This is a genomic window from Empedobacter sp. UBA7494 (genome assembly GCF_002478465.1).
GTDB lineage: Bacteria > Bacteroidota > Bacteroidia > Flavobacteriales > Weeksellaceae > Empedobacter > Empedobacter falsenii_B.
In genome coordinates, this window is sequence record NZ_DLOC01000075.1 from 1 (window position 1) to 22,440 (window position 22,440).

17 protein-coding genes and 4 tRNA genes are annotated in these 22,440 nt (G+C 32.3%); 13 read left to right on the plus strand and 8 right to left on the minus strand.

The features are described from left to right. Positions 1 to 2,035: DNA gyrase subunit A (locus B4E95_RS08905; RefSeq protein WP_291091217.1), on the plus strand; the 2,035-nt coding region annotated here is incomplete at its 5' end. Positions 2,036 to 2,038: 3 nt separating this feature from the next. Beyond that, complete coding sequence (locus B4E95_RS08910; protein ID WP_291061437.1) at positions 2,039 to 3,235, plus strand: tetratricopeptide repeat protein; 1,197 nt, start codon at positions 2,039 to 2,041, stop codon at positions 3,233 to 3,235. An 82-nt stretch (positions 3,236 to 3,317) separates the two neighbouring features. Here the strand turns inward: B4E95_RS08910 and surE are convergent, their stop codons facing one another. Continuing rightward, positions 3,318 to 4,085, minus strand: coding sequence for a 5'/3'-nucleotidase SurE (gene surE, locus B4E95_RS08915; RefSeq protein WP_291091219.1), 768 nt, complete (start codon positions 4,083 to 4,085; stop codon positions 3,318 to 3,320). 193 nt (positions 4,086 to 4,278) lie between these two features. On the opposite strand from surE, the gene B4E95_RS08920 reads away from it, so the two are divergent. Both B4E95_RS08920 and B4E95_RS08925 read left to right on the plus strand, forming a co-directional pair. After that, the gene (locus B4E95_RS08920) at positions 4,279 to 6,351 is read left to right on the plus strand and encodes a carboxy terminal-processing peptidase (RefSeq protein ID WP_291091220.1); all 2,073 of its coding nucleotides are present in this window, start codon (positions 4,279 to 4,281) and stop codon (positions 6,349 to 6,351) included. 377 nt (positions 6,352 to 6,728) lie between these two features. Continuing rightward, a complete protein-coding gene (locus tag B4E95_RS08925) occupies positions 6,729 to 7,463 on the plus strand; it encodes an ABC transporter permease (RefSeq protein WP_349680110.1) in 735 nt (244 codons plus the stop codon). Between the two features lie 515 nt (positions 7,464 to 7,978). Here the strand turns inward: B4E95_RS08925 and B4E95_RS08930 are convergent. The 4 genes from B4E95_RS08930 to B4E95_RS08945 all read right to left on the minus strand — a co-directional run bounded on the left by B4E95_RS08930 (position 7,979) and on the right by B4E95_RS08945 (position 11,157). Continuing rightward, a complete protein-coding gene (locus B4E95_RS08930; protein WP_221854158.1) occupies positions 7,979 to 8,347 on the minus strand; it encodes a GxxExxY protein in 369 nt (122 codons plus the stop codon). Between the two features lie 180 nt (positions 8,348 to 8,527). Then, positions 8,528 to 8,911, minus strand: coding sequence for an HU family DNA-binding protein (locus B4E95_RS08935; protein WP_280045253.1), 384 nt, complete (start codon positions 8,909 to 8,911; stop codon positions 8,528 to 8,530). Positions 8,912 to 9,056: 145 nt separating this feature from the next. Continuing rightward, on the minus strand, positions 9,057 to 10,325 hold the full coding sequence (locus tag B4E95_RS08940) for a serine hydrolase domain-containing protein (protein WP_291091224.1): 1,269 nt from the start codon (positions 10,323 to 10,325) through the stop codon (positions 9,057 to 9,059). Between the two features lie 88 nt (positions 10,326 to 10,413). Further along, a complete protein-coding gene (locus B4E95_RS08945) occupies positions 10,414 to 11,157 on the minus strand; it encodes a TrmH family RNA methyltransferase (protein WP_291091226.1) in 744 nt (247 codons plus the stop codon). Between the two features lie 4 nt (positions 11,158 to 11,161). On the opposite strand from B4E95_RS08945, the gene B4E95_RS08950 reads away from it, so the two are divergent. The 9 genes from B4E95_RS08950 (at position 11,162) to B4E95_RS08990 (ending at position 17,589) form a co-directional block, all read left to right on the plus strand. Next, a complete protein-coding gene (locus B4E95_RS08950) occupies positions 11,162 to 13,765 on the plus strand; it encodes a BamA/TamA family outer membrane protein (protein ID WP_291091228.1) in 2,604 nt (867 codons plus the stop codon). Positions 13,766 to 13,802: 37 nt separating this feature from the next. Further along, positions 13,803 to 14,870, plus strand: coding sequence for a class II fructose-bisphosphate aldolase (fbaA, locus tag B4E95_RS08955; protein ID WP_115001650.1), 1,068 nt, complete (start codon positions 13,803 to 13,805; stop codon positions 14,868 to 14,870). Between the two features lie 42 nt (positions 14,871 to 14,912). After that, complete coding sequence (gene accD / locus B4E95_RS08960) at positions 14,913 to 15,761, plus strand: acetyl-CoA carboxylase, carboxyltransferase subunit beta (RefSeq protein WP_291091230.1); 849 nt, start codon at positions 14,913 to 14,915, stop codon at positions 15,759 to 15,761. Positions 15,762 to 15,849: 88 nt separating this feature from the next. Continuing rightward, positions 15,850 to 15,922 (plus strand) — tRNA-Gly (locus B4E95_RS08965). A gap of 35 nt (positions 15,923 to 15,957) precedes the next feature. Further along, positions 15,958 to 16,041, plus strand: a tRNA-Leu gene (locus B4E95_RS08970). A 29-nt stretch (positions 16,042 to 16,070) separates the two neighbouring features. Further along, a tRNA-Gly gene (locus tag B4E95_RS08975) sits at positions 16,071 to 16,143 on the plus strand. A 24-nt stretch (positions 16,144 to 16,167) separates the two neighbouring features. Beyond that, positions 16,168 to 16,251 (plus strand) — tRNA-Leu (locus B4E95_RS08980). Between the two features lie 89 nt (positions 16,252 to 16,340). Next, a complete protein-coding gene (locus B4E95_RS08985; RefSeq protein ID WP_291091232.1) occupies positions 16,341 to 16,574 on the plus strand; it encodes a hypothetical protein in 234 nt (77 codons plus the stop codon). Then, entirely contained in the window at positions 16,549 to 17,589 is a 1,041-nt protein-coding gene (locus tag B4E95_RS08990) for a YaiO family outer membrane beta-barrel protein (protein ID WP_291091234.1), read from the plus strand. Before B4E95_RS08985 ends, B4E95_RS08990 begins: the two co-directional genes overlap by 26 nt. On the opposite strand, the gene B4E95_RS08995 is transcribed toward B4E95_RS08990, so the two are convergent. From B4E95_RS08995 to B4E95_RS09005, 3 genes are read right to left on the minus strand one after another with little or no spacing between them, the layout of a single operon-like run. Continuing rightward, entirely contained in the window at positions 17,586 to 21,014 is a 3,429-nt protein-coding gene (locus tag B4E95_RS08995) for a sulfatase-like hydrolase/transferase (RefSeq protein ID WP_291091236.1), read from the minus strand. The two genes, B4E95_RS08990 and B4E95_RS08995, sit on opposite strands and share 4 nt — an antisense overlap. 2 nt (positions 21,015 to 21,016) lie before the next feature. Continuing rightward, a complete protein-coding gene (locus B4E95_RS09000; RefSeq protein WP_291061420.1) occupies positions 21,017 to 22,081 on the minus strand; it encodes a HEAT repeat domain-containing protein in 1,065 nt (354 codons plus the stop codon). 4 nt (positions 22,082 to 22,085) lie between these two features. Further along, positions 22,086 to 22,412, minus strand: a complete 327-nt coding sequence (locus tag B4E95_RS09005) for a response regulator transcription factor (protein WP_349680111.1) — start codon at positions 22,410 to 22,412, stop codon at positions 22,086 to 22,088. Between the last annotated feature and the right edge of the window lie 28 nt (positions 22,413 to 22,440).

The following is a 22,440-nucleotide window of genomic DNA, read 5'->3' on the forward strand; positions in this document are numbered from 1 at the left end:
TATGGCGCCACATAACTTAACAGAAGTTATTGACGGAACAATTGCATACATCGACAATCGTGAGATTACAATTGACGAATTAACACAATACATCAAAGCGCCAGACTTCCCAACAGGAGGTACTATCTATGGCTATGATGGTGTAAAACAAGCTTTCGAAACTGGACGTGGACGTGTTGTTTTACGTGCAAAAACTAATTTCGAAGAAGTACATGGTCGCGATTGTATTATCGCTACAGAAATTCCTTACCAAGTTAACAAGGCAGATATGATTGCAAAAACTGCTGAGTTGGTAAAAGATGGTAAATTAGATGGTATTTCTGAGATTCGTGACGAATCTGACCGTAAAGGTATGCGTATCGTTTATGTCCTTAAAATGGATGCGGTTCCTAACGTCGTTTTAAATAAACTATATAAATTTACTCAATTACAATCATCTTTCAGTGTAAATAATATTGCGTTGGTAAAAGGTAGACCAGAGCAATTAAATTTGAAAGACATGATTTATCATTTCGTAGAACACCGTCACGAAGTGATTGTTCGTCGTACGGAATACGAATTGAGAAAAGCACAAGAAAGAGCTCATATCTTAGAAGGTTACATGAAAGTAATCGGAACACAAGATGATCTTGATCGTGCAATTAAAATCATTCGCGAATCTGCAACACCAGACGAAGCGCGCACAGGGTTAATGGAAGCTTTCGAGTTATCAGAAATTCAAGCACGTGCAATCTTAGATTTACGTTTACGTACATTAACTGGTCTTGAGATTGATAAAATTCGTGAAGAGTACGAAGAAATCATGAAAATGATTAACCATTTGAAAGATATTTTAGCAAACGAAGATTTACGTATGCAAATTATCAAAGATGAGTTATTAGAAATTCGTAAAAAATATGGTGACGAACGTCGTACAGATATCGATTACGCAGGTGGAGACTTAAATATCGAAGATTTAATTCCTGATGAGCAAGTTGTTTTAACGATTTCTCACATGGGTTACATCAAACGTACACCACTTTCTGAATATCGTAAACAATCTCGTGGAGGAGTTGGTAATAGAGCCGCTACAACACGTGACGAAGATTTCTTAGAATATATGGTTTCGGCATCTAACCACCAATACATGTTATTCTTTACAGAAAAAGGAAAATGTTATTGGATGCGTGTGTACGAAATTCCAGAAGGTTCTAAAACATCAAAAGGTCGTGCAATTCAGAATTTGATTAACATCGAGCCAGATGATAAAGTAAAAGCATATATCCTTACACACGATTTAATGAACGAAGAATACGTAAATAATAATTACGTAATTATGGTAACTAAAAATGGTATCATCAAGAAAACATCTTTAGAAGCTTATTCTCGTCCACGTGTTAACGGTATCAACGCAATTACAGTTCGCGAAGGTGATACATTATTAGAAGCTTTATTAACAGATGGTAAATCTCAAATTATGATCGCTTCTAAATATGGTAAAGCTATTCGTTTCGAAGACGAGAAAGTTCGTCCAATGGGTCGTACTGCTTCTGGAGTTCGTGGTATCAATTTAGGAGATCAACCAGATAATGAGGTTATTGGGATGATTGTTGTCACTGATGTAGAAAAAGAAACTGTATTAGTTGTTTCTGAACAAGGTTACGGAAAACGTTCTTCTATCGAAGATTATCGTGAAACAAATCGTGGAGGTAAAGGTGTAACAACACTTAATATTACTGATAAAACAGGAAAATTAATCGCGATTGAAGCTGTTACAGACGAAGATGATTTAATGATCATTAATAAATCTGGAGTTGCTATTAGAACTGGTTTAGATGAAATTCGTGTAATGGGTCGTGCAACACAAGGTGTTCGATTGATTAACTTGAAAAAGAACGACGAAATCGCAGCAATTGCAAAAGTACAAGTTGAAGAAGAATTGGAAGACGAAGTAGAACTTGATGAAGAGGGAAATCCAATTGTTATAGAAAACACAGACGAAAACAACGAAACTCAGACAGAAGAAACTACTGTCGAGGATCCAAATAATGAATAATCAATGAAAAAATTATTATTTAGTTTAGGTTTAGTTTTAGCAATGTCAACGTCATTTGCTCAAACTAATACAGAAGAATTAACAACAGAACCTACCGTTTTAGCTGAAAAATACAATAAATCAGCAAAAGAAAACTTAGCAAAAGGTGATGTTACAAAAGCAAGTCAAGATTTAGCAAAATTATCTAAATACGAAAACGGTAAAGTTTGGCAAGTCAAAAATAAAGACTCTAAAAAAGACGAATTTTACTATTCTCAAGCCGATTTAGATAAAGCTACAGCTGGTGGTAATTACGCAAAAGCAAAAGAGGTTGCTTTACAACCAAAATATGGTTTTTTGTTGCAATCTGAAGTTTCTAATTTAGCAAACAAAGAATTAGACGCTGCAAACAAAGCAATGGACGCAAAACAATTTGCTGAAGCTGGAACAAAATTCTTAAATGTTTTCAACTTAGTTGAAGCTTTAGGTACAAAAGAAGATATCTACAAATATCAAGCAGCAATCTGTTTTTACAACGCAGCTGATTATGACAAATCGTTAACGATTTTGAAAGAATTAGCAGCAAAAGGATTCACTGGGAAATCAGCTAATCAAACAAAAGATTACAACCGTGATATGTATGTTTTAGCACTTAATGGATTGTACAATGCGAAAAAATACGATGCTATCGTAGAAGAAGCAACTACAAAATATCCAAAAGATGCTGATATCAACAATATCGCAACTGGAATTTACCAAGTTTCTGGAAACTCTGATAAAATGATAAAACGCATCGAAGAAGCGATTAAAATTAATCCAAACGATGCACAAAATTATTACAACTTAGGAGTTTTATATTTAGATGACGCTTCTAAAGCAGAAGAATCTAAAAACTTGTTCAAAAAAGCGATTGAATTAAATCCTAAACATTTCGAGTCTTACAACAATTTAGTTTTAGCTATTTTACAACCAGACAAAGAAATTGTTGAAACAATGAACAACAATTTAGGAACATCTAAAAAAGAGAAAGAAATTTACAATGCAAACGAAGTAAAACGCAAAGCTTTGTTTACAGAAGCAGCTCCTTATCTTGAAAAAATGTACGAAATTCAACCAGAAAATCGTCAAGTTATTCGTAACTTAATTCAAGCTTACAAAACTTTAGGAAACGATCAAAAAGAAAATTTCTATCGTGACGCTGAGAAAAAATTAGTAAAATAATTATTTCAATATTTTAAAAAGAAAGGACTTCAATTGAAGTCCTTTTTTATGCTTTATAATTCTGAATGTAGATTTAACGAACTTAGAACAAATCCCAATTTCTTAAATCTGGTAAAAAATGATGGGCTGTCAAATCATAACGAACTGGTACAACAGAAACATAACCCTCCTCTAAAGCACGTTCATCCGTATCTTCACCTTTATCAAGATTTTTAAATTCTCCACTCATCCAATAATACGTTCTTCCACGTGGATCTTCACGTTTATCAAATTTTTCTTCCCATTTAGCATCAGCTTGACGACAAACTTTTATTCCTTTTATTTCATGTTCTTTCAACTTCGGAATATTAACGTTCAACACGACACCTTTTGGTAATTTATGTTTTAAAACTTGATCAATAATTGTTTTAATAAAATCTTCTCCAGCTTTAAAATCTGCATTATAAGCAAAATCACACAACGAAAAACCAATCGCAGGAATCCCTTCTATTCCAGCTTCTACAGCTGCAGACATTGTTCCCGAATAAATCACATTCACCGACGAATTCGATCCGTGATTAATTCCCGAAATACACAAATCTGGTTTACGAGGTAAAATTTGCGAAACAGCCAATTTCACACAATCCACTGGCGTTCCAGAACACGCATACTCTTTTACATCTTGATCAACTTCTATTTCATCACAAAACAATGTCGAATTTATTGTCACCGCATGCCCCATTCCACTTTGCGGACTATCTGGCGCAACAACATAAACTTCTCCAAATCCTTTTGCAATCTCTATCAACGCTCTTATTCCAGGCGCAGTTACTCCATCATCATTTGTAACTAAAATTAGCGGTCTTTCCATATTTTATTCTTACTTTTATTCATCATTTTTACAAATGTAAAAAACTTCCTTCTAATTTCTTTTTTGTTTTATATTTGAAGGAGTCTTAAATTATTAATTTATATAATACCAACGCAATATGTTAATTAAAAAAACGTATGTATTACTATCGTTTTTATCAATGAGTTTGCTTGCTTTTTGCTTTTGCAAACCCATGCTAGACACAGATGAAGAAAGAGAAAAGTTAATCGTAAAAAATACACGAAACACCCTAACTTACCTACATTACAAACCTGCTACTGTAGATGATAAATTTTCGGAAAATGTTTTCAATAAATATTTAGAATACATTGATCCAAGCAAACGTTTTTTATTGCAATCTGATTATGATCTATTCAAAAAAGATTATCACAATTTAGATGATTATTACAAATCAGAAAACTTAGGTTTCTACAATTCAACTGTTGATACAATCTACAAACGTATTGCTGAAGCTGAAAAATATTCGATGGATGCCTTGTCAAAACCTTTTGATTTTAATCAAAAAGAGAATTTCAACATCGATTATAAAACATCAAAATTCGCGAAAGATAAGAACGAATCAAAAGATTTGTGGCGCAAATATTTGAAATATAACGTGATGTTAGAAATCATTTCAATGCAAGACGAATTAAAAGGTCAAAAGAAAGATACATTAGACAACTCTTCTTCTATAAAACCTATAAAAGATCCTTTGGCAGATGAGAAAAAGAAAATCACAAAAGATACGCCTTTTGCAGAAGTAGAAAAGATGGCGCGTGAAGAAGTTAAAGACTTGATTTCTGACTATTTCCGTCGTATAAAACAAACAAAACGCGAGAACTATTTTTCTATTTACATGAACTCGTTCACAGAACAATACGATCCGCACACAACATACTTCTCTCCAACAAGTAAAGAGGATTTCGAATTCGAAATGTCTGGACAAATGGAAGGAATTGGAGCCAAAATACAAGACAAAAGAGGTTACGCTACAATTGCTGAATTAATTGTTGGCGGACCAGCTTGGAAGAGCAATAAATTAGAAGTTGGTGACAAGATCATTAAAGTTGCACAAGGGAAAAATGGTGAAGCTAAAAACATCGTTGGGATGATTTTAAGCGATGCTATTCGCCTAATTAAAGGGAAGAAAGGAACAGAAGTTGTCTTGACTATTCAGAAAAAAGACGGTTCTCAACAAACAATCTCTTTGATTCGTGAAGTGATTGAATCAGAGGAAGTGTTTGCTCGCTCATCTGTTATTACGGACGAGAAAGGAGATAAATACGGAATCATCTATTTACCTGAGTTCTACACTCCAATGGGAAAAGAAGGCGGACGTTATCCTTCGGATGATATCAAGAAAGAAATTGAAATCTTGAAGAAAGAAAACATCAAAGGTCTTGTCTTCGATGTTCGCAATAATGGAGGTGGTTCTCTTGAAGAGGTAGTTAAAATCTCTGGATTGTTCATCAATCAAGGACCAATTGTTCAGGTGAGACGTTCGGACGGAATGCTTAAAATTCACGAAGACAAAGATAATTCTATCGCATACGACGGACCTTTAGTAGTAATGGTTAACGAGCTTTCTGCATCTGCGTCAGAGATTTTTGCTGCAGCAATGCAAGACTATGGTCGCGCTGTTATCGTGGGTTCTCCGCAAACCTTTGGTAAAGGTACTGTACAAACAATCTTGCCTTTAGATCGTCAGTCGGGAAGTGATGAGTTAGGCGCTATTAAGTTAACAATACAAAAATTCTACCGAGTAAACGGAGGTTCTACACAATTGAAAGGAGTTCAATCGGACATTGCATTAGTTGATCAATTCACTTACGAAGATATCAGCGAAGCTTCTCGTTCAGAAGCCTTGAACTGGGATCAAATCAAACCATTGGTTATTGCAAAATGGCCTTCTGCTTTCGATTTAGCGAAGATTAAAGCGAACAGTAAAACTCGTTTAGCGAACAATGCTCACTTAGCATTAATGAACGAAAGTTTCAAGTTCATCAAATCAATGGAAGATGTAAAAGAGATTCCTTTGAACTTAGAAGATTACAAAACGTACCGTAAAACTCGCGAAGATAAAATCAAGAAATTTGAAGCTTTAGACAAGTATAAAAACAATTTCAAATTTACAATGAATCAAAACGATTTGGCAACTACAAAAACAGATACTGTTCTAAAAGCTAAACGTAACAATTGGTTCAAAGGAATGCAAAAAGACTTTTATTTAAACGAAGCTGTTAACGTTTTAAGAGACATTAAATAATGGAACAAGAAAACGGTTCATTTTCTCAAATCATATTCAATAAATTAAGAAAGAACACCCTTGGTGTTCTTTCTTTTAGTGTAATAGTATTAGCTGCAATCATTTCTATTTTTGCTTATGTCTTTGCGTCCGACAAAACGGAAAATGCAAACAGACAGGACCTAACCATTGCATATTCACCTATAGGTTATCAGCAAAAAACAATCGAAATCCCCTTACCTAATTATTCAGGAAAAACGAACTTTTCTGATTTTATATTCGGGAAAGAGATCGATACCGAACAAATAAGTATCACATCTTACAAAAGAGATGGACAAAGCATTACTTATGTTCCATATATAGGGAACGGACTAAGTGGTGAAGCAGTAAAGATAGATTTGTCAACTTGGACAAAGCATAACATCAAAAAGCAAGATATAGAGAAAGATTTTATCTACACAAAAACCTATTTACTTGGAACAGATTCTTACGGAAGAGACTTTTATTCAAGGTTAATTATCGGGACAAGAATTTCTTTTCTTATCGGATTTATCGCTGTTTTCATTTCATTAGTTGTCGGAATCTCCTTGGGCGCTCTTGCAGGTTATTACAAGGGACGAACAGATAACATAATAATGTGGTTGATAAACGTTGTGTGGTCTATCCCAACATTACTATTGGTTATTGCAATTACCTTAGCTATCGGAAAAGGTTTTTGGCAGATATTTATCGCAGTTGGACTAACGATGTGGGTAGAAGTTGCACGTGTAGTTCGTGGACAATTCCTATCGTACAGAGAAAAAGAATTCGTAGAAGCATCAAAAGCTTTAGGATTTTCGGACACAAGAATTATCTTCAACCAAATATTACCTAACGTTGTTGCACCTATTATTGTTATATCTGCTGCCAATTTTGCTTCGGCAATTTTAGTAGAAAGTGGTCTTAGTTTTCTTGGAATTGGCGCACAACCTCCTACTCCGTCTTGGGGAAACATCATCAAAGAACATTATAATCATATTATTTTAGGGAAACAACATTTAGCAATTCTACCGGGATTAGCTATTATGTTATTGGTTCTTGGGTTTAATATCTTTGGGAATGTATTGCGAGATATTATGGATATTAAGCAGTAAGAAACTTATAAAGTTTTATATTTTCTTTTTTTAAATAATTTAAAACACAAGTTATATCTTTATCTATGTCTCTATGTGATTAATATTTTATCTTTTTTAACCACATAGAGACATAGGTTAAATATTGATAAAGATTTGAATAGACTTTTAGTTTTCACAATAACTTTACTTAAGTTAACAACTGAAAGTATATAAACAAATCACAATTAATCAATTTCTATGTTTTTATGTAGTTAAGATTTTACCAAAAGAAAATTTAAAATATTTCTTTTTTATCTACATAGATACATAGGTTTAATTCTTAGAAATATTAGAATGGACTTATAGTTTTCACAGTAACTTTACTTAAGTTAATAACTGAAAGTTTATAAATAAATCACAATTAATCAATTTCTATGTTTCTATGTGGTTAATATTTTACCAAAACAAAATTTAAAACCTATCTGTTTTTACAATATAAATACATCGGTTTAATAATTTGGAAGATGAGTAAAAAACTCATTAACATACGTTTTTTATCCTTCATTAAATATGTTAAAACAATTGAAGTTGATTAGTATTCCTTTTGGACATTTCAGTAGTTTCATATAAGTTAATAATTGAGCTTCATAAGTAGGAACAATATCTTGCACAGCTTTTAACTCAACAACTATACTATTTTCTACATAGAGATCACAACGAAAATCAAGATCAAGCAGTTTTTCTTTATAGACAACTGGAACCTTCATTTCTGTGAGAAAATTTATTTTCCTATGATTTAATTCTTCTTTTAAGCATTGATGATAAACACTTTCTAATAATCCTCTACCCATTATTTTATGAACTTCTATAGCAGAACCTATTATTTCATAAGTTAATTCATCTAAATATTTTTTAGTTTTCATAGTCTATGTTTCTATGTTGTTAATGATTATTCAATTGAGATATAAATAAACTTTTTATAAAACCTCCTTATCTTTTATATAAAACATAAGGAGGTTTTAAACAAAACGTCAAGTGATTTTAATGAAAACCACTTGACGTTTTTTATTTACTTCAATTAGAAGTTAGAAAAATTATCTCAACTATTTCTTTTTCTCATACTTTAAAGTAGCTAAAGTATCTCGTAAATCTAGACCAGGTCTAAAAAGTATTTTAGCACTTTTTATAGAAGAAGAATTTACTTTGTTCATTGCATCCATTCCTTCGCTACTTATACTTATTTGAAAAGAACCAAAATCTCCTAAGCGAACAATCTTTCCATCAGACAAATGTTTCGATAACATTTTAGCCAAATCAATCAATGTTGCATATACATCACTCTCACTAATAGATGAGGTTTGCGCAATTTCTTTACTCAAATTTCGAAGTGATACTTCACCATCTGCAATAGAATTTGCGTAGAACTTTTTAGGCGCCATAGGATCTCCTGGGTAAGCCTTCTGAATAACGTTGTATTTTACAGCCATAATTAAAAGTATTTACATATTAATAGTTAATTATCTCTAAGTTAATACTTTATATTTAATTAACAAAATAAAACTATTGATTATCAATAAAATACATTATATCATAAAAATAAAAAAGGCTTTCTTATATAAGAAAGCCTTGCTATTATCTTGAAACTTTGGTCGAAAGTTTTGCTGTTCTTTTTGGTACAATTGGTTTTTGATGCAATCTCATCGAATCTTTATTTGGTGCTTTTAGCGGATAAGTTCCTGTAAGTCCAGCCAATTTAAATGCACTATATATATTCTTATTCTGCTTGTTTCCTAATGCAATTACCGTAAATTGATTGTTAACATCGTGTACAAAAACTGTGTTATTCCCGTGCCACCAACCATTGTGATACAATAATTTTTTACCATTGTCATATTCTAACAAGCGCATTCCAAGCCCATAATTTTTGAAACCTTTCTGCTCATAACTATATCCTTTGAAAGCTTCTTTCTTGATCTTCTTCGGTAAGAAATCGTCTGAATACATGGCAACATCTAACTTATACAGATCTCTTGGCGTTGAGTAGATATTTTTGTCTCCATACGTGCGGTCAAAATCATCCCAAGCCCACTCGTAACCATTGTATTTGTAAGAACGAGCTACTGTATCTTTATCGCGATCATACTCAAAAACAAAGGTGTTATTCATCTCAAGAGGGTCAAAAACCATGTATTTCATTGCTTTCGGATAAGGCATTTTCATAATCTTTTCAATGACAAGAGCAAGAAAAGCAAAGTTAGTATTCGAGTAATAAAACCCTTTGTCTGCGGGACGAATTTGTTTAACGTCAAATTCTCTAAAGATATCTAACACATCTTGATTAGAAATTGGTTTCTCGCGATCCATCATTACCTTCTTGTTATTCCACAAAACGTTGGCATAATTTGGCAAACCACTGCGGTGATTTAGCAAATTACGAACCGTGATATCATCGTAAGGAAAACCTTCTAATATTGTATTTACTTTTTGATCTAATTTGATTTTACCTTTTTCTACAAGCTTAAGAACCGCCATTGAGGTAAAAACTTTCGAGATAGATGCGATGTGAATAGGTGTTTCTGCAGTGATTGGACGCTTATGTCTTTCGTCTGCCATCCCTTGATATTGCTCTAAAAGTACTTGCCCATTCTTCACAACCAACAAACCTCCGCTCACTTTTCCGTCAACCCAAAAGTCTTTGTAATAAGTGTTTAGTTTATTTCTGTAATCATTAAGTTCTGCTTGTGTGTACTTCATTGGCTTGAAATCTGCTTTCCAATCCAACGAATCATAGCGCAAAGCATGCGGATCCTTCTTTCTAAGTTCTTCTTTTTGTTCGTTTTTCTTGCTACAGCTTCCCATAAACAGCATTGCAGAAGCAAGAACAACCGCTACATATTTCATGTGTTTTTTCTTAATCTTATTGTTTGTTTCTACTAAAGTATATATTTATTTGTGGAATAGTTACCCGTTTATAAACATTAAGTTTTTTTTATGATTTGTGAGAAAGTTGAGACTTAAATTCGCCTAAGATGACACTTGTTGCAACAGCAACGTTGAGACTTTCGGTAGAACCATTTTTCCCAAAAAACGGAATGCTTAGTTTATTTGTTGTTAACTTCTCGATTTCTGGAGAAATTCCATTCGCTTCGTTCCCCATTACCAAGATACCTTCTTGTGGAAGTGTTTGTTCATAAATAGATTCTCCTTCCATAAAAGTCCCGAAAATGTTTCCTTTATAGTCAGACAAGTATTTCTCCAAATCGATATAATGAACTTTTACTCGTGTAAAAGAGCCCATTGTCGACATCACAACTTTTGGGTTGTACATATCAACAGATTCTTTGGTACACAAAATATCCTCTACACCAAACCAATCAGCCAAGCGGATAATTGTTCCTAAATTACCTGGATCTCGAATATCATCCAAAGCAATACTTAAACCATTCAACTTGATGTTTTCGTTATAATTAGGTAATTCACAAAGTGCTAAACCTATATTTGGAGTCGTTAAGAAACTGATCTTTTTCAAATCTTTTTCTTCAATAAAAGTCTTTTTGATGTGTGTAGCTTCTGGCCAAAAGTCTTCAATTATAAATAATTCTTTAATATTTATAGAACTTTTTATAACTTCCCCAATATTTTTAACACCTTCTACGACAAACAAATTATATTTTTGTCTATATTTTTTAGAACCCAGAGAAGTTATTATCTTAATAACGTTATTTGATAACATATTTATGCAAAAAAAAATTACAACAAATATAACACTTATCTCTTGTTTAGGTTTACTTTTTTATAGCTGTAGTACAACTAAAAAAGTACCTGAAGGAGAATATTTGTTTGTAAAGAACAAATTTATATACGATAAAGAAGATCCCGATATTAAGAAGAAAAAAACTATAATCAACAAAGATTTAAGTGATTATGTGAAACAAAAACCAGCTGGTAAATTCCTTGGTTTTTTCCCTCTTTGGCAATGGGTTTATAATTGGTCTCCTGCGAAATTTGATGAAACTTTTCAGGAATATTATAGACAAGATGCTTCGGTTCGTAACCAGAAATTATTGGATAGTTTACTAACGAAGAATAATCTGAGCGAATATGTTGGGCACAGTTTATGGAAAGAACGTCTTTATTATAGTCAAGGTGAAGCGCCAGTTTTGTTGGATGAACAACAATCAGAATTTTCGGCAAAGAACTTAAATAGATTATTTCATGATAAAGGTTATTTCGATTCGAAAGTAGCAGTTTCCTATGATAAAGATTATGTTGCAAAAAAAGCAGAAACAATTTATGATATTAAGTTAGGTGAACCTTCTTATATCGAAACATATGATCAAAAAATATCTGATCAAAAAATAGAAGAATATCTTAATTCTCCAATTGGGAAACAAACTGTTTTGCATCCCGGAGATCAATATAATTTTGACAAATTTGAAGAAGAACGCGATCGTATCATCGATTTGTTAAAGAATAGAGGTTACTATGATTTCAATGATTCGGGCGAAGATTTATATTTTGAAGCCGATACATTAAAAAGTAACAAACGTCTTGATGTAACGATGTTTATTGATAAATATATTCAAGATTCTTTGAAAACGGATAGCATTACACCTTTTACACAATATCGTTTTGGGAAGATAAATATTTATGCAGATTCTCGCAGTTTTGTTGATGATGAAAGTAAATTAATCAAAGAAGAATATAAAGATTATAACGTTTTATATACAAAAGAGCCAGAATATCGACCAAGATATTTTACAGATGCATTTGTAATTCGTCCTGGTCAACTGTATCGTCAACGACAAGAGATTCAGACAAAACGTAATATTTTCAAGAAAGAGAACATTAACTTACATGGATTTCGAATTAATAAACAAGATTCTATCCTAAATGTAGACGTTTTCTTTACACCAAAAAAGAAATATGACTTGAATCTCTTTGTCGAAAGTTATGCTTCTCGCTACATGAACTTTGCTATTTCTCCCGGGATGACTTTAACTTCGAGAAATTTATTTGGAGGAGGAGAAAATTTAGAAACAACTTTGAAAGGAACTTTAGGTTCTGTCAACAAAGATTTCTCAATGAATAAAGCATTCTTAAATGCTTATGAAATCGCAATCGAAACAAAGTTGAAATTTCCTTATTTATTAACACCGATTAATCTTGATAATATTTTACCAAAACGTTTTACTGCCGAATCTGCTATTAGAATGAATGCAAGTACGCAGAAAAATGTAGGTTTAGACAAAACGACTTATGGTTTTGGTTTTGATATGGATATTTCTAGTTCGGAGTTTCAACACAAAGTCTCTTTATTTAATACGGAATTTATTAGTAATCGAAAAAAAGATCGCTATTATGAAGTATTTACAAAAGATAATAATACAAAAAACGAAGTAAAAAATTTATATTACGCATACAATCCTAATGCACCAATTTATGTAACGGACGATGAATTAACAGACGCAATCGAAGCTGACAAAGGATTCCAAAGTTCATTAACAGGAGAAGATGCAAAGTTGTATGTTGATTTTGAGAATATGTTATATAGAAAAGCTAATATTTCTCAAAATGTATTAATCAACTCTTTTATCTATCAATTTACATTTAATCAAGAAAATTCATTTCGACCAAAAAGTAATCCTTGGTTTATACAAGCAAGAATTGAGTTAGCAGGAAATGTATTAAGAGGTTTAGACAAGGCTTTTGGTTTTAATAAAGCAGAACCTGATCGAGACGGAAATCAAGCAGGTTTGATCTTTGGAATTCCTTATTCTCAATTCGTAAAATTTGATGTGGATGTTAGACGAAAATTCAAATTAAATTCAAATTCTAGCGTAGCGGGACGTTTCTTATTCGGAATCATTCAACCATATGGAAACTCAGATGTTGCACCCTTCGTAAGAAGTTATTCGGCTGGAGGAGCAAATGATGTTCGTGGTTGGGCACCGTTAACTTTAGGTCCTGGAAGTAAACCACGTATCGATTCTAAAAATCAAAGTTTAGAATTTGAAAGCATGAAATTATTATTCAATGCTGAATATCGCTTCAATCTTTTTGGAAGTTTGGAAGGTGCATATTTTCTTGATGCTGGTAATATTTGGGGTGTTAATAAAAATCGTCCAGAAACATTATTTAAGTTCAAAGATTTTTACAAAGAATTCGGAATTGGTTCTGGATTAGGTTTCCGTTATCACATTGGTACGTTTGCAATTGTAAGATTTGATTTGGGTTACAAAATTTATGACCCTTCTTATGAATTAGGTGATCGCTGGCAATTTGACAATTTTAATTTGCTTAAACCAAGAATCCACTTCGGAATTAATTATCCTTTCTAAAAAAACATCTATATTTGTTTCACAAAATACTAACATAATGAGCAGAAAATTTCCTGCCGGTGTTGCTACCGGTTCATTAGTTCAAGACATTATCAATGATGCAAAAGCAAATCAATACGCTTTACCAGCGTGTAATGTCATCGGTTCAGATACTATTAACGCTGCAATGGAAGCTGCAGTTGAAGTAAACTCTCCAGTTATTATTCAATTTTCTAACGGAGGTGCTGCTTTTAATGCCGGAAAAGGATTAAAAGGAGAAAATCAACTTTCTGCTATCAAAGGTGCTATTGCGGGAGCAAAACATATTCACACTTTAGCTGAGTCTTACGGAGCTACTGTAATTTTACATACAGACCACTGTGCAAAAAAATTATTGCCTTGGATTGATGGAATTATGGACGCTAACGAAGAACATTTTAATAAATTCGGAAAGACTTTATTTAGTTCTCACATGTTAGATTTATCTGAAGAGCCTTTAGAAGAAAACGTAGAAACGTGCAAAAGATACTTAGAAAGAATGTCTAAAGTTGGAATGACTTTGGAGATGGAATTAGGTATTACAGGCGGAGAAGAAGATGGTGTTGACAATTCTAATGTTGACAATTCTTTATTATACACTCAACCAGAAGAAGTTGCTTACGTTTACGAAAACTTAAAATCTATTTCTGATAATTTCTGGATTGCAGCAGCATTTGGTAATGTACACGGTGTTTACAAACCAGGAAATGTTGTCTTGACTCCTAAAATTTTAGATAACTCGCAAAAATACATCAACGAAAAGTATGGTGTAGACAACGCTGTTAACTTCGTATTCCACGGAGGTTCTGGTTCTACTTTAGAAGAAATTAGAGAGGCAATTAGCTACGGAGTTATCAAAATGAATATTGATACAGATTTACAATATGCATTTATGGAAGGAATTCGTAAATATTTTGACGAAAATGCAGCTTATTTACAAGGACAAATTGGAAACCCTGAAGGTCCAGAATCTCCTAACAAAAAATATTATGATCCACGCGTGTGGTTAAGAGCTGGAGAAGTTACTTTCAAAGATCGATTAATCCAAGCTTTCCACGATTTAAATAATGTTAATACTTTAGGATAATCTTTTCACTAAGATTATTCTTACCAAATAAAAACAGAGAATATGCCTTGGTTTATTAGAAGCAAGAAAAATATTACAACGCCTACAGAGTCTAAAAAAGACGTAAAGAAAGGCTTATGGTATAAAACGCCATCAGGAAAAATTATTGAAACTGAAGAACTAAAAGCAAATGCGTATGTAAGTCCAGAAGATGATCATCACGTACAAATTGGTTCTCAAGAATACTTTGATATCTTATTTGATGATAGCAAATTCACAGAATTAGATGCTAAAGTAGAAAGTAAAGACCCATTAAATTGGACAGATACAAAACCTTATAAAGATCGTTTAAAAGAAATAAAAAAGAAAACGGGAATGACAGATTCTATTCGCAATGCGACTGGAAAAATTCATGGACGTGACATTACAATTTCTTGTATGGACTTCAAATTTATTGGAGGTTCTTTAGGATCTGTAATGGGAGAAAAAATTGCACGTGCAATTGATTATTCTATCAAAAACAAAACTCCATTCGTAATTATTACACAATCTGGTGGTGCACGTATGATGGAAGCTGCAATTTCGTTGATGCAATTAGCTAAAGTAGAAGCTAAATTAATTCAATTAGCAGATAACAACATTCCTTATATTACAATCTTAACAAATCCATCTTTTGGAGGAATTACAGCATCTTTCGGATCAATTGGTGACGTTATCATGGCAGAGCCAGGAGCATTAATTGGATTCGCTGGACCACGTGTTATCAAAGAAACTATTGGTAGAGATTTACCAGAAGGATTCCAAACTTCTGAATTTTTATTAGAAAAAGGCTTCGTTGATATGATCGTTCATCGTAAAAAGATGAAAGATAAAATAAAAGAAGTAGCTGATATGTTAATGCCTATCAACTAATTAAAATAAGTGCAAATATATTTTTAAAATTTTATTCAAATTTGATTTGGATTATTAGAAATTGATTTTATATATTTGCACTCCAATCGCGAGAATAGCTCAGCTGGTAGAGCGCAACCTTGCCAAGGTTGAGGTCGCGGGTTCGAGCCCCGTTTCCCGCTCTTTGAAATATAAAAATTCATAAAAATCAAATTTTGCCTTGGTGGTGGAATTGGTAGACACGCAGGACTTAAAATCCTGTGTCCATTAGGACGTGCGGGTTCAAGTCCCGCCTGAGGTACTTTTTAATTTGATTTTTACAATTTACACGCGGGAATAGCTCAATTGGTAGAGCGTCAGCCTTCCAAGCTGAATGTTGCGGGTTCGAGTCCCGTTTCCCGCTCTAACTTCTTTCTTAGAAGTGGATGCCTTGGTGGTGGAATTGGTAGACACGCAGGACTTAAAATCCTGTGTCCATTAGGACGTGCGGGTTCAAGTCCCGCCTGAGGTACAACAAAGCTCAAGAATTTATTTTCTTGAGCTTTTTTTATGCTCTAAATAATCATATCTTTATACTCATAAAAAACACGTTTTTACCATATGATTCAAAAATCATTTCTAAGAAAGACACTCTTTGCTCTTACCTTTTTACCTTTATTTTCGTATAGCCAGGAATTTAAAAGTTCGGATGATTTATTTCAAGAAGCACGTCACAAAGCTTTTGAAGAAAAAGATTATACAACTGCCAAGAAACTTGCATTACAGGCTTTAGATCAATCGCCAGAATATGCAGATATCGCTGTTTTTTTTGGGACGAATATATACTTGGAATGATGAAACCGAAGAAGCGAGAAAAGTTTTTCAGAATGTCGAAAAAAACATGGATCCCTCTCCCGATTTCTATTTAGCCTACACGTCACTTGAATATTGGAATGATAATTATAAAGAAGCTGTTTCTATTATTGATCGTGGATTAATTAAATATCCTAAAAATGAAGAACTATTGCTGTTAAAAGCTAAAGTTCTTAATTGGAACAATTCTTATAAAGAAGCTTCAAAAACAATCAAAGAATTATTAGCAATTAACCCTAAAAATACAGAAGCACGCGAATTAGCAAATCGAATCGAAATCAATAATACTAAAAACGCAATTGGTGTTAATTACAATTACTCGCATTTTGACAAACAATTTGCAGATGATTGGCATCAAGTTTCGGTAAGTTATAAAAGACAAACTTCGCTTGGTTCATTGATTTTTAAAGTGAATTACGCAAACAAGTTTAAAGATAACGGTGTTCAATATGAAGTAGAAGCTTATCCAAGACTTTCTAAGACATTTTACATGTACGTTGGCGGTGGATATTCGGATAGTGACGGAATTTTTCCTAAATATCGCACAGGAGCCTCTCTTTACGCTAATTTACCTAAAAGTTTCGAAGCTGAATTAGGTTATCGTCAACTTCATTTTTCGGATGATGTTTGGATGTTTACTGGATCTATCAGTAAATATTATAAAAATTATTGGTTCAATTTACGTGCATTTGTAACGCCAAGCAACAACAATATTTCGCATTCGTATACATTCACAACTCGTTATTATACAGGCGATGCAAACAATTATTTAAGCTTAGCTATTGGTACAGGAATTTCACCAGAGGATTTTAACAACAATCTTTTAGAAGATACAACTTACAAACTGAAGTCTTTCAAAATTGGAGCAGATTATAATTTTTCGATCAATGAATTAAACTTAATTTCAATTGGTGCAAATTATTACAATCAAGAATATCGTCCAAATCAAAAAGAAAATCAATTTGATGTAAGCGTTTCGTACAGCCGAAAATTCTAATTGATATAACGGTTAAATATAGAATCAGGAACCATTTTTTGAGTATTTTTCAAAGAATGGTTTTTTGTTTTAAAGCTTTTCAATCGATTTTTCAACTCTGTTTCCATTTTCGAATTTTGTTCAACATCTTCTGTTAAATTCTTTTCAATTCGATATAACTTCCCTCCTGACAAATGATAATTTTGAAAAACATAATCGTCTAAAATATTTTTATTCTGCATTAACGGAACACCTTGTTTTCTGTAATTCACTTTACCGTTTTCTAAATTCTGTCCCATCCAAGTCACATAATTCGGTAATTTCAGTTTATACGAATCTCTAAAATATGTCACAAAAGTTGGTGCAATATCAAAATGCGTCACAATATTTGACATCTTTTTCGGTGACTTCAACAAAGGAGAATAGACAATAATCGGAACATGAAAACGATCAATCTTTGTTTCCATCGGAACTTCTGGCATTCGATGATCTCCAGTAATCACAAAAATAGTTTGATTAAAATCTGAACGCTTTTGATAAGCTTCGAAAAAGTTTTTTACAGCTTCATCAACACTCAAAAAGGTCACCAATTGTTGTTTATATTTTTTTACTGTCGTCAAAGTTGTTGCATCATAATTTCGTGATTTAATCAACGTTTCAAACTGCTTATTATATTTCTCAACATTGTTTATTAAGAAAGGACTATGCGTCGCTAACGTCATCAAAACATTAAAATACGGTTGATTATTTTCTTTCTGCGTTGCTAAATATTTTTTGAACACTGAATGATCGTCAAATCCCCAAGAAAATCCATTATTTGACGGAATTTTAGCATAATTACTTTCATAATCATTTTCATCAATAATAGTTTCAACACCTGAATAATTCAAGTATTTCGACATAAAATCAAAATCAGCATCACCACCGTAAAAATAACCAGTTTTATAACCATTACTTTTTAACAAATTATACAAATTGAAATGTTGAGGTAAGTTTTTTTGTTCCATAAAACCATTTTCAGCAAATGGCAAAGAACCCGTCAATCCAGGTAAAACTCCATATGTTCTTCCCGTCGTGCTTAATCCATTTTCCCAATACAAACCCTTTTTCGAAAGCTGATCGATATATGGTGTAAAAGAACCTAAATATGCACCTTCGTTACTAAAAGCTCGTCCCAAACCTTCAATCACAATAAAAACAACATTCGGTTTTTCTGTTGTTAGATTAAATTGATCCGCAAAGAAATTTTTGTTCTCATCTTGATACAAAAATGGATAATTAGTTTTATCAAAATAATGTCGATTATCTTCATTATTTGAACTCGAATTTGAGTTTAAAAAATCAATTTCTGAAAGTTTATCTTCTGCATATTGTTCAATCGAATTTGAAAAAAAATAAGACGACTTACTCAAAATTAGATTAGATGAAAACTCATCATTTTGAGAACTTTTTAAATCCAAATTAATTGGAACAATAAGCGATAAAAAACTCAAAATTATTAATGGTAATTGAAGAATTTTTTGGTTAATTTTTAATCTATAACTGTAAATAAATATCGTTGTTAAAATAGCAATTGCAGCGATTGATAAAAGAATGTTTGTAACATTTACAACACCTGATGCTCCAATAATTAATTTCAATTCTTCGAACGTATAAGAAAACAAATCTGAACCTAATAAATTGAGCGTTGTTTGAAAATATTTAATCAATAAAACATTTGAAATGATTAAAAAAGAATACGCAAAAATGATCCATTTTTTCGCCCAACTTATCGAATAAAATTGCAGTAAAAAATATGCAAAACTTACCACAAAAATACTATCTAAAGCAAAATCGATATTATGTATGAATAAGTCAAAAAATAAAGTTTGATTAGAAGTTGTTGTAAGATTTTCTTGATAAAGATAAAATTCAAGAATTGTTGACAATCCAAAAAGTAACAAATAAACCAACGAAATAAACGTAGTTTGCTGAGCCAAATTTACAAATCCAAGTTTCAGTTTTTGCCAAATAGATAATTCTTTCGCTTGATTTCCTCCAAAACCTTGTCGCGTCATTTCTCCCCATGAATTATTTTTCAAAAAGAAATCCTTCACCCCTTTCACGCCAGCCATCACAACAAATGGATGAAATGTAAACGGCTCTATAAACGCCGTAAAAAATAATTTCGGAATATCGCCTTTTTTGTGATAAACATTGTACGTCATCAAATCAATCAGAATGGCATAAATCGAATATAAAATTCCGTAAAGCAACACAAAAGCCATTAAAGGAAAGAAAATATGCCAATTAATTAATCCTAAAAAGAATAAAACTACGAAAATTATCCAACCAATGTATTCGATAATCGGCCCTAAAAATTCGAAGAAAAACCAATACGGATAACTCATCATTCCAAGTTTTCCATATTTCGGATTGAAAAATAAAATACGATGTTTCCACAATGTTTCTATCGTTCCACGCATCCAACGATTGCGCTGTTTATTTAAAATTTCTTTACTTTCAGGAACTTCGGTCCAACAAAGCGGATCGGGAATATTTACTACTTTATAGGCCAATTTTTGCTCGTGCATATAACGTCGCATTCGCACAATAAGCTCCATATCTTCACCAACTGTATCGTGATCATAACCGCCACACTGGAGTACAGTTTCACGATCAAAAGCACCAAAAGCACCCGAAATCAGCATCAAACCATTGGCGCGCGACCACGCCATTCTTCCCAAAAGAAATGCACGAATATATTCTAACGCTTGTGCTCTTCCTAAACGAGTTTTTGGTAAATTAACATCGACAATTTTTCCGTCAACAATGGTACAATTATTCGCCAAACGAATTACGCCTCCACATGCAATTACTTTTGCTTTTGCTTCATCCATAAAAGGTTTCGCAAGCTTCAGAATCGCATCTTGTTCTAAAATACAATCGACATCAATACAAACAATATAATCGTTTGTTGCAATGTTAATTCCGACATTTAGCGCATCCGATTTTCCTCCATTTACTTTGTCAACAATAATTAATTTCTTGAAAACAGGATTTGTACTTTTATAAATCGAATTAATTGGTTTTGTTTCGATATTTCCTTCAACGAAATAATCAATTTTAATCAAATCATACGCTTCAATTAATCGTTGCAATGAATCATCTTTGGAACCATCATTTACAATAATAATTTCGAGCTGATTATAATACAACGACAATAAAGAACGTACGTTCTCCACAATCGTTGCACCTTCGTTATAAGCGGGTGCAATAAGGCTAAAAGTAGGTGCATTTGGTGATGTTGCAATAATCGAATAATCCGTAAAACTGTTTTTTCGGATATAAGATTTTATCGCTCCTTTTGCATAAAAACCTATCCATCCAAAGACTAAAATTAATAGGATTGAATAAAAAAGGAAGCCGTAAATAAAAAAATCGAAAGCCGTTTCTAGCCAATTCATGATTAGTTTTCTTGGATAATTTGATTAATAATTTGTTTTAATTCAGGAGAGTTTGATTGATGTGCAAGTTTTTGTAAATTGGTTTTTGAACAACAATTATTTAACGCTCTTACACTTGCTTTTTTGACAGAAAATGATGGATTTTCCTTTGCTTGAGTTTCTAAAAATGTGTTATTTTCTGGATTTGAGATTTTTTCTAAAGCTTTTAAAATTTGAATTTGAAACTTTTCGTTACATGTTTCATATTGCTCAATCAATAATTTTGAAGTTGAATCATCTTCGATTCTGACTAATGTTTTAATCGTTTCTTCCACAACTTTTTCATCAGAATCGTGCAAATTATCTGCAACCAAATCGTGCATTTGCAACAATTGAAACTTGCGAATTAATTTCATTGTTAGAATTTTCACACTTTGATTAGGTGATTTTAACCAATTTGAAATTATCGTATCAACCTCATCAATATTTGGTAAAATTGTAATTGCATCCAACAATTTCAACTGTTGCCAATCCGTCAATTGTTCCTGTAAATTGTCTAAAAAAAATAAACCTTCGAAACCAGAAAATTTTGCTAAACCATATTGAGCTTCAGATCGAACTAAATCATTTTTATGTTGTAACATACTTTTGATTTTCGGTAAAGTTTCATCATTATTCATCGCCGTAACTTCCTGTATTGCTTCAGCAATTTCATGATTTTTTTGACTATTTAATTTCTGTAAGGATATTTTTTTTAATTGATAATGGTCAAATAAATTTTGAATACTTTCTTTTGAATTTCCAGAAAAATTTTGTTCCGCTTTTAGTAATTTTTTGATAAAATAATGTTTGAATGAACTTGATTTCAAATAATCCGTAAAATCAGTATTCGAATTGGATTGATCATCCAAAATTGTTTCATAAATTTCTTGATCAATAATAGCATTCCACTTATTTTTCTTTGTAATGATTTTATTTTCAATTATACTTGTCAATAACGTATAAATAATTATCAAAAAAAGTAAAATAAGTAGAATGTAAATTCCTACTATTAACTCGGTATAGGTTATAATTTGTAGGATAATCATGCTTTTATTTTAATAATTTCTTGACGCGAACAGACAATTCAATAGGGCTAAATGGTTTCACCATAAAATCATTTGCACCCAAATTAAATGCTTCCACCACCACATCTTCTTGCCCTAAAGAAGACAAAATAATCATTGGTGTTTCGGAATTCTTACTTTTTCTAACAGCACTAATAATCTCCAAACCAGACGCAAAAGGCATCATAATATCGGTAATAATCAAATCAATATCTTCAGCCTCAATCTTACTGATAGCTTCTTTTCCATTTCTTGTTAAAACAACTTTGTAACCTTCTTTTTCAGTTTGTGTTCTATTGTTTTTAAAATCAATTCATCGTCTTCGGCAATTAAAATCTGCA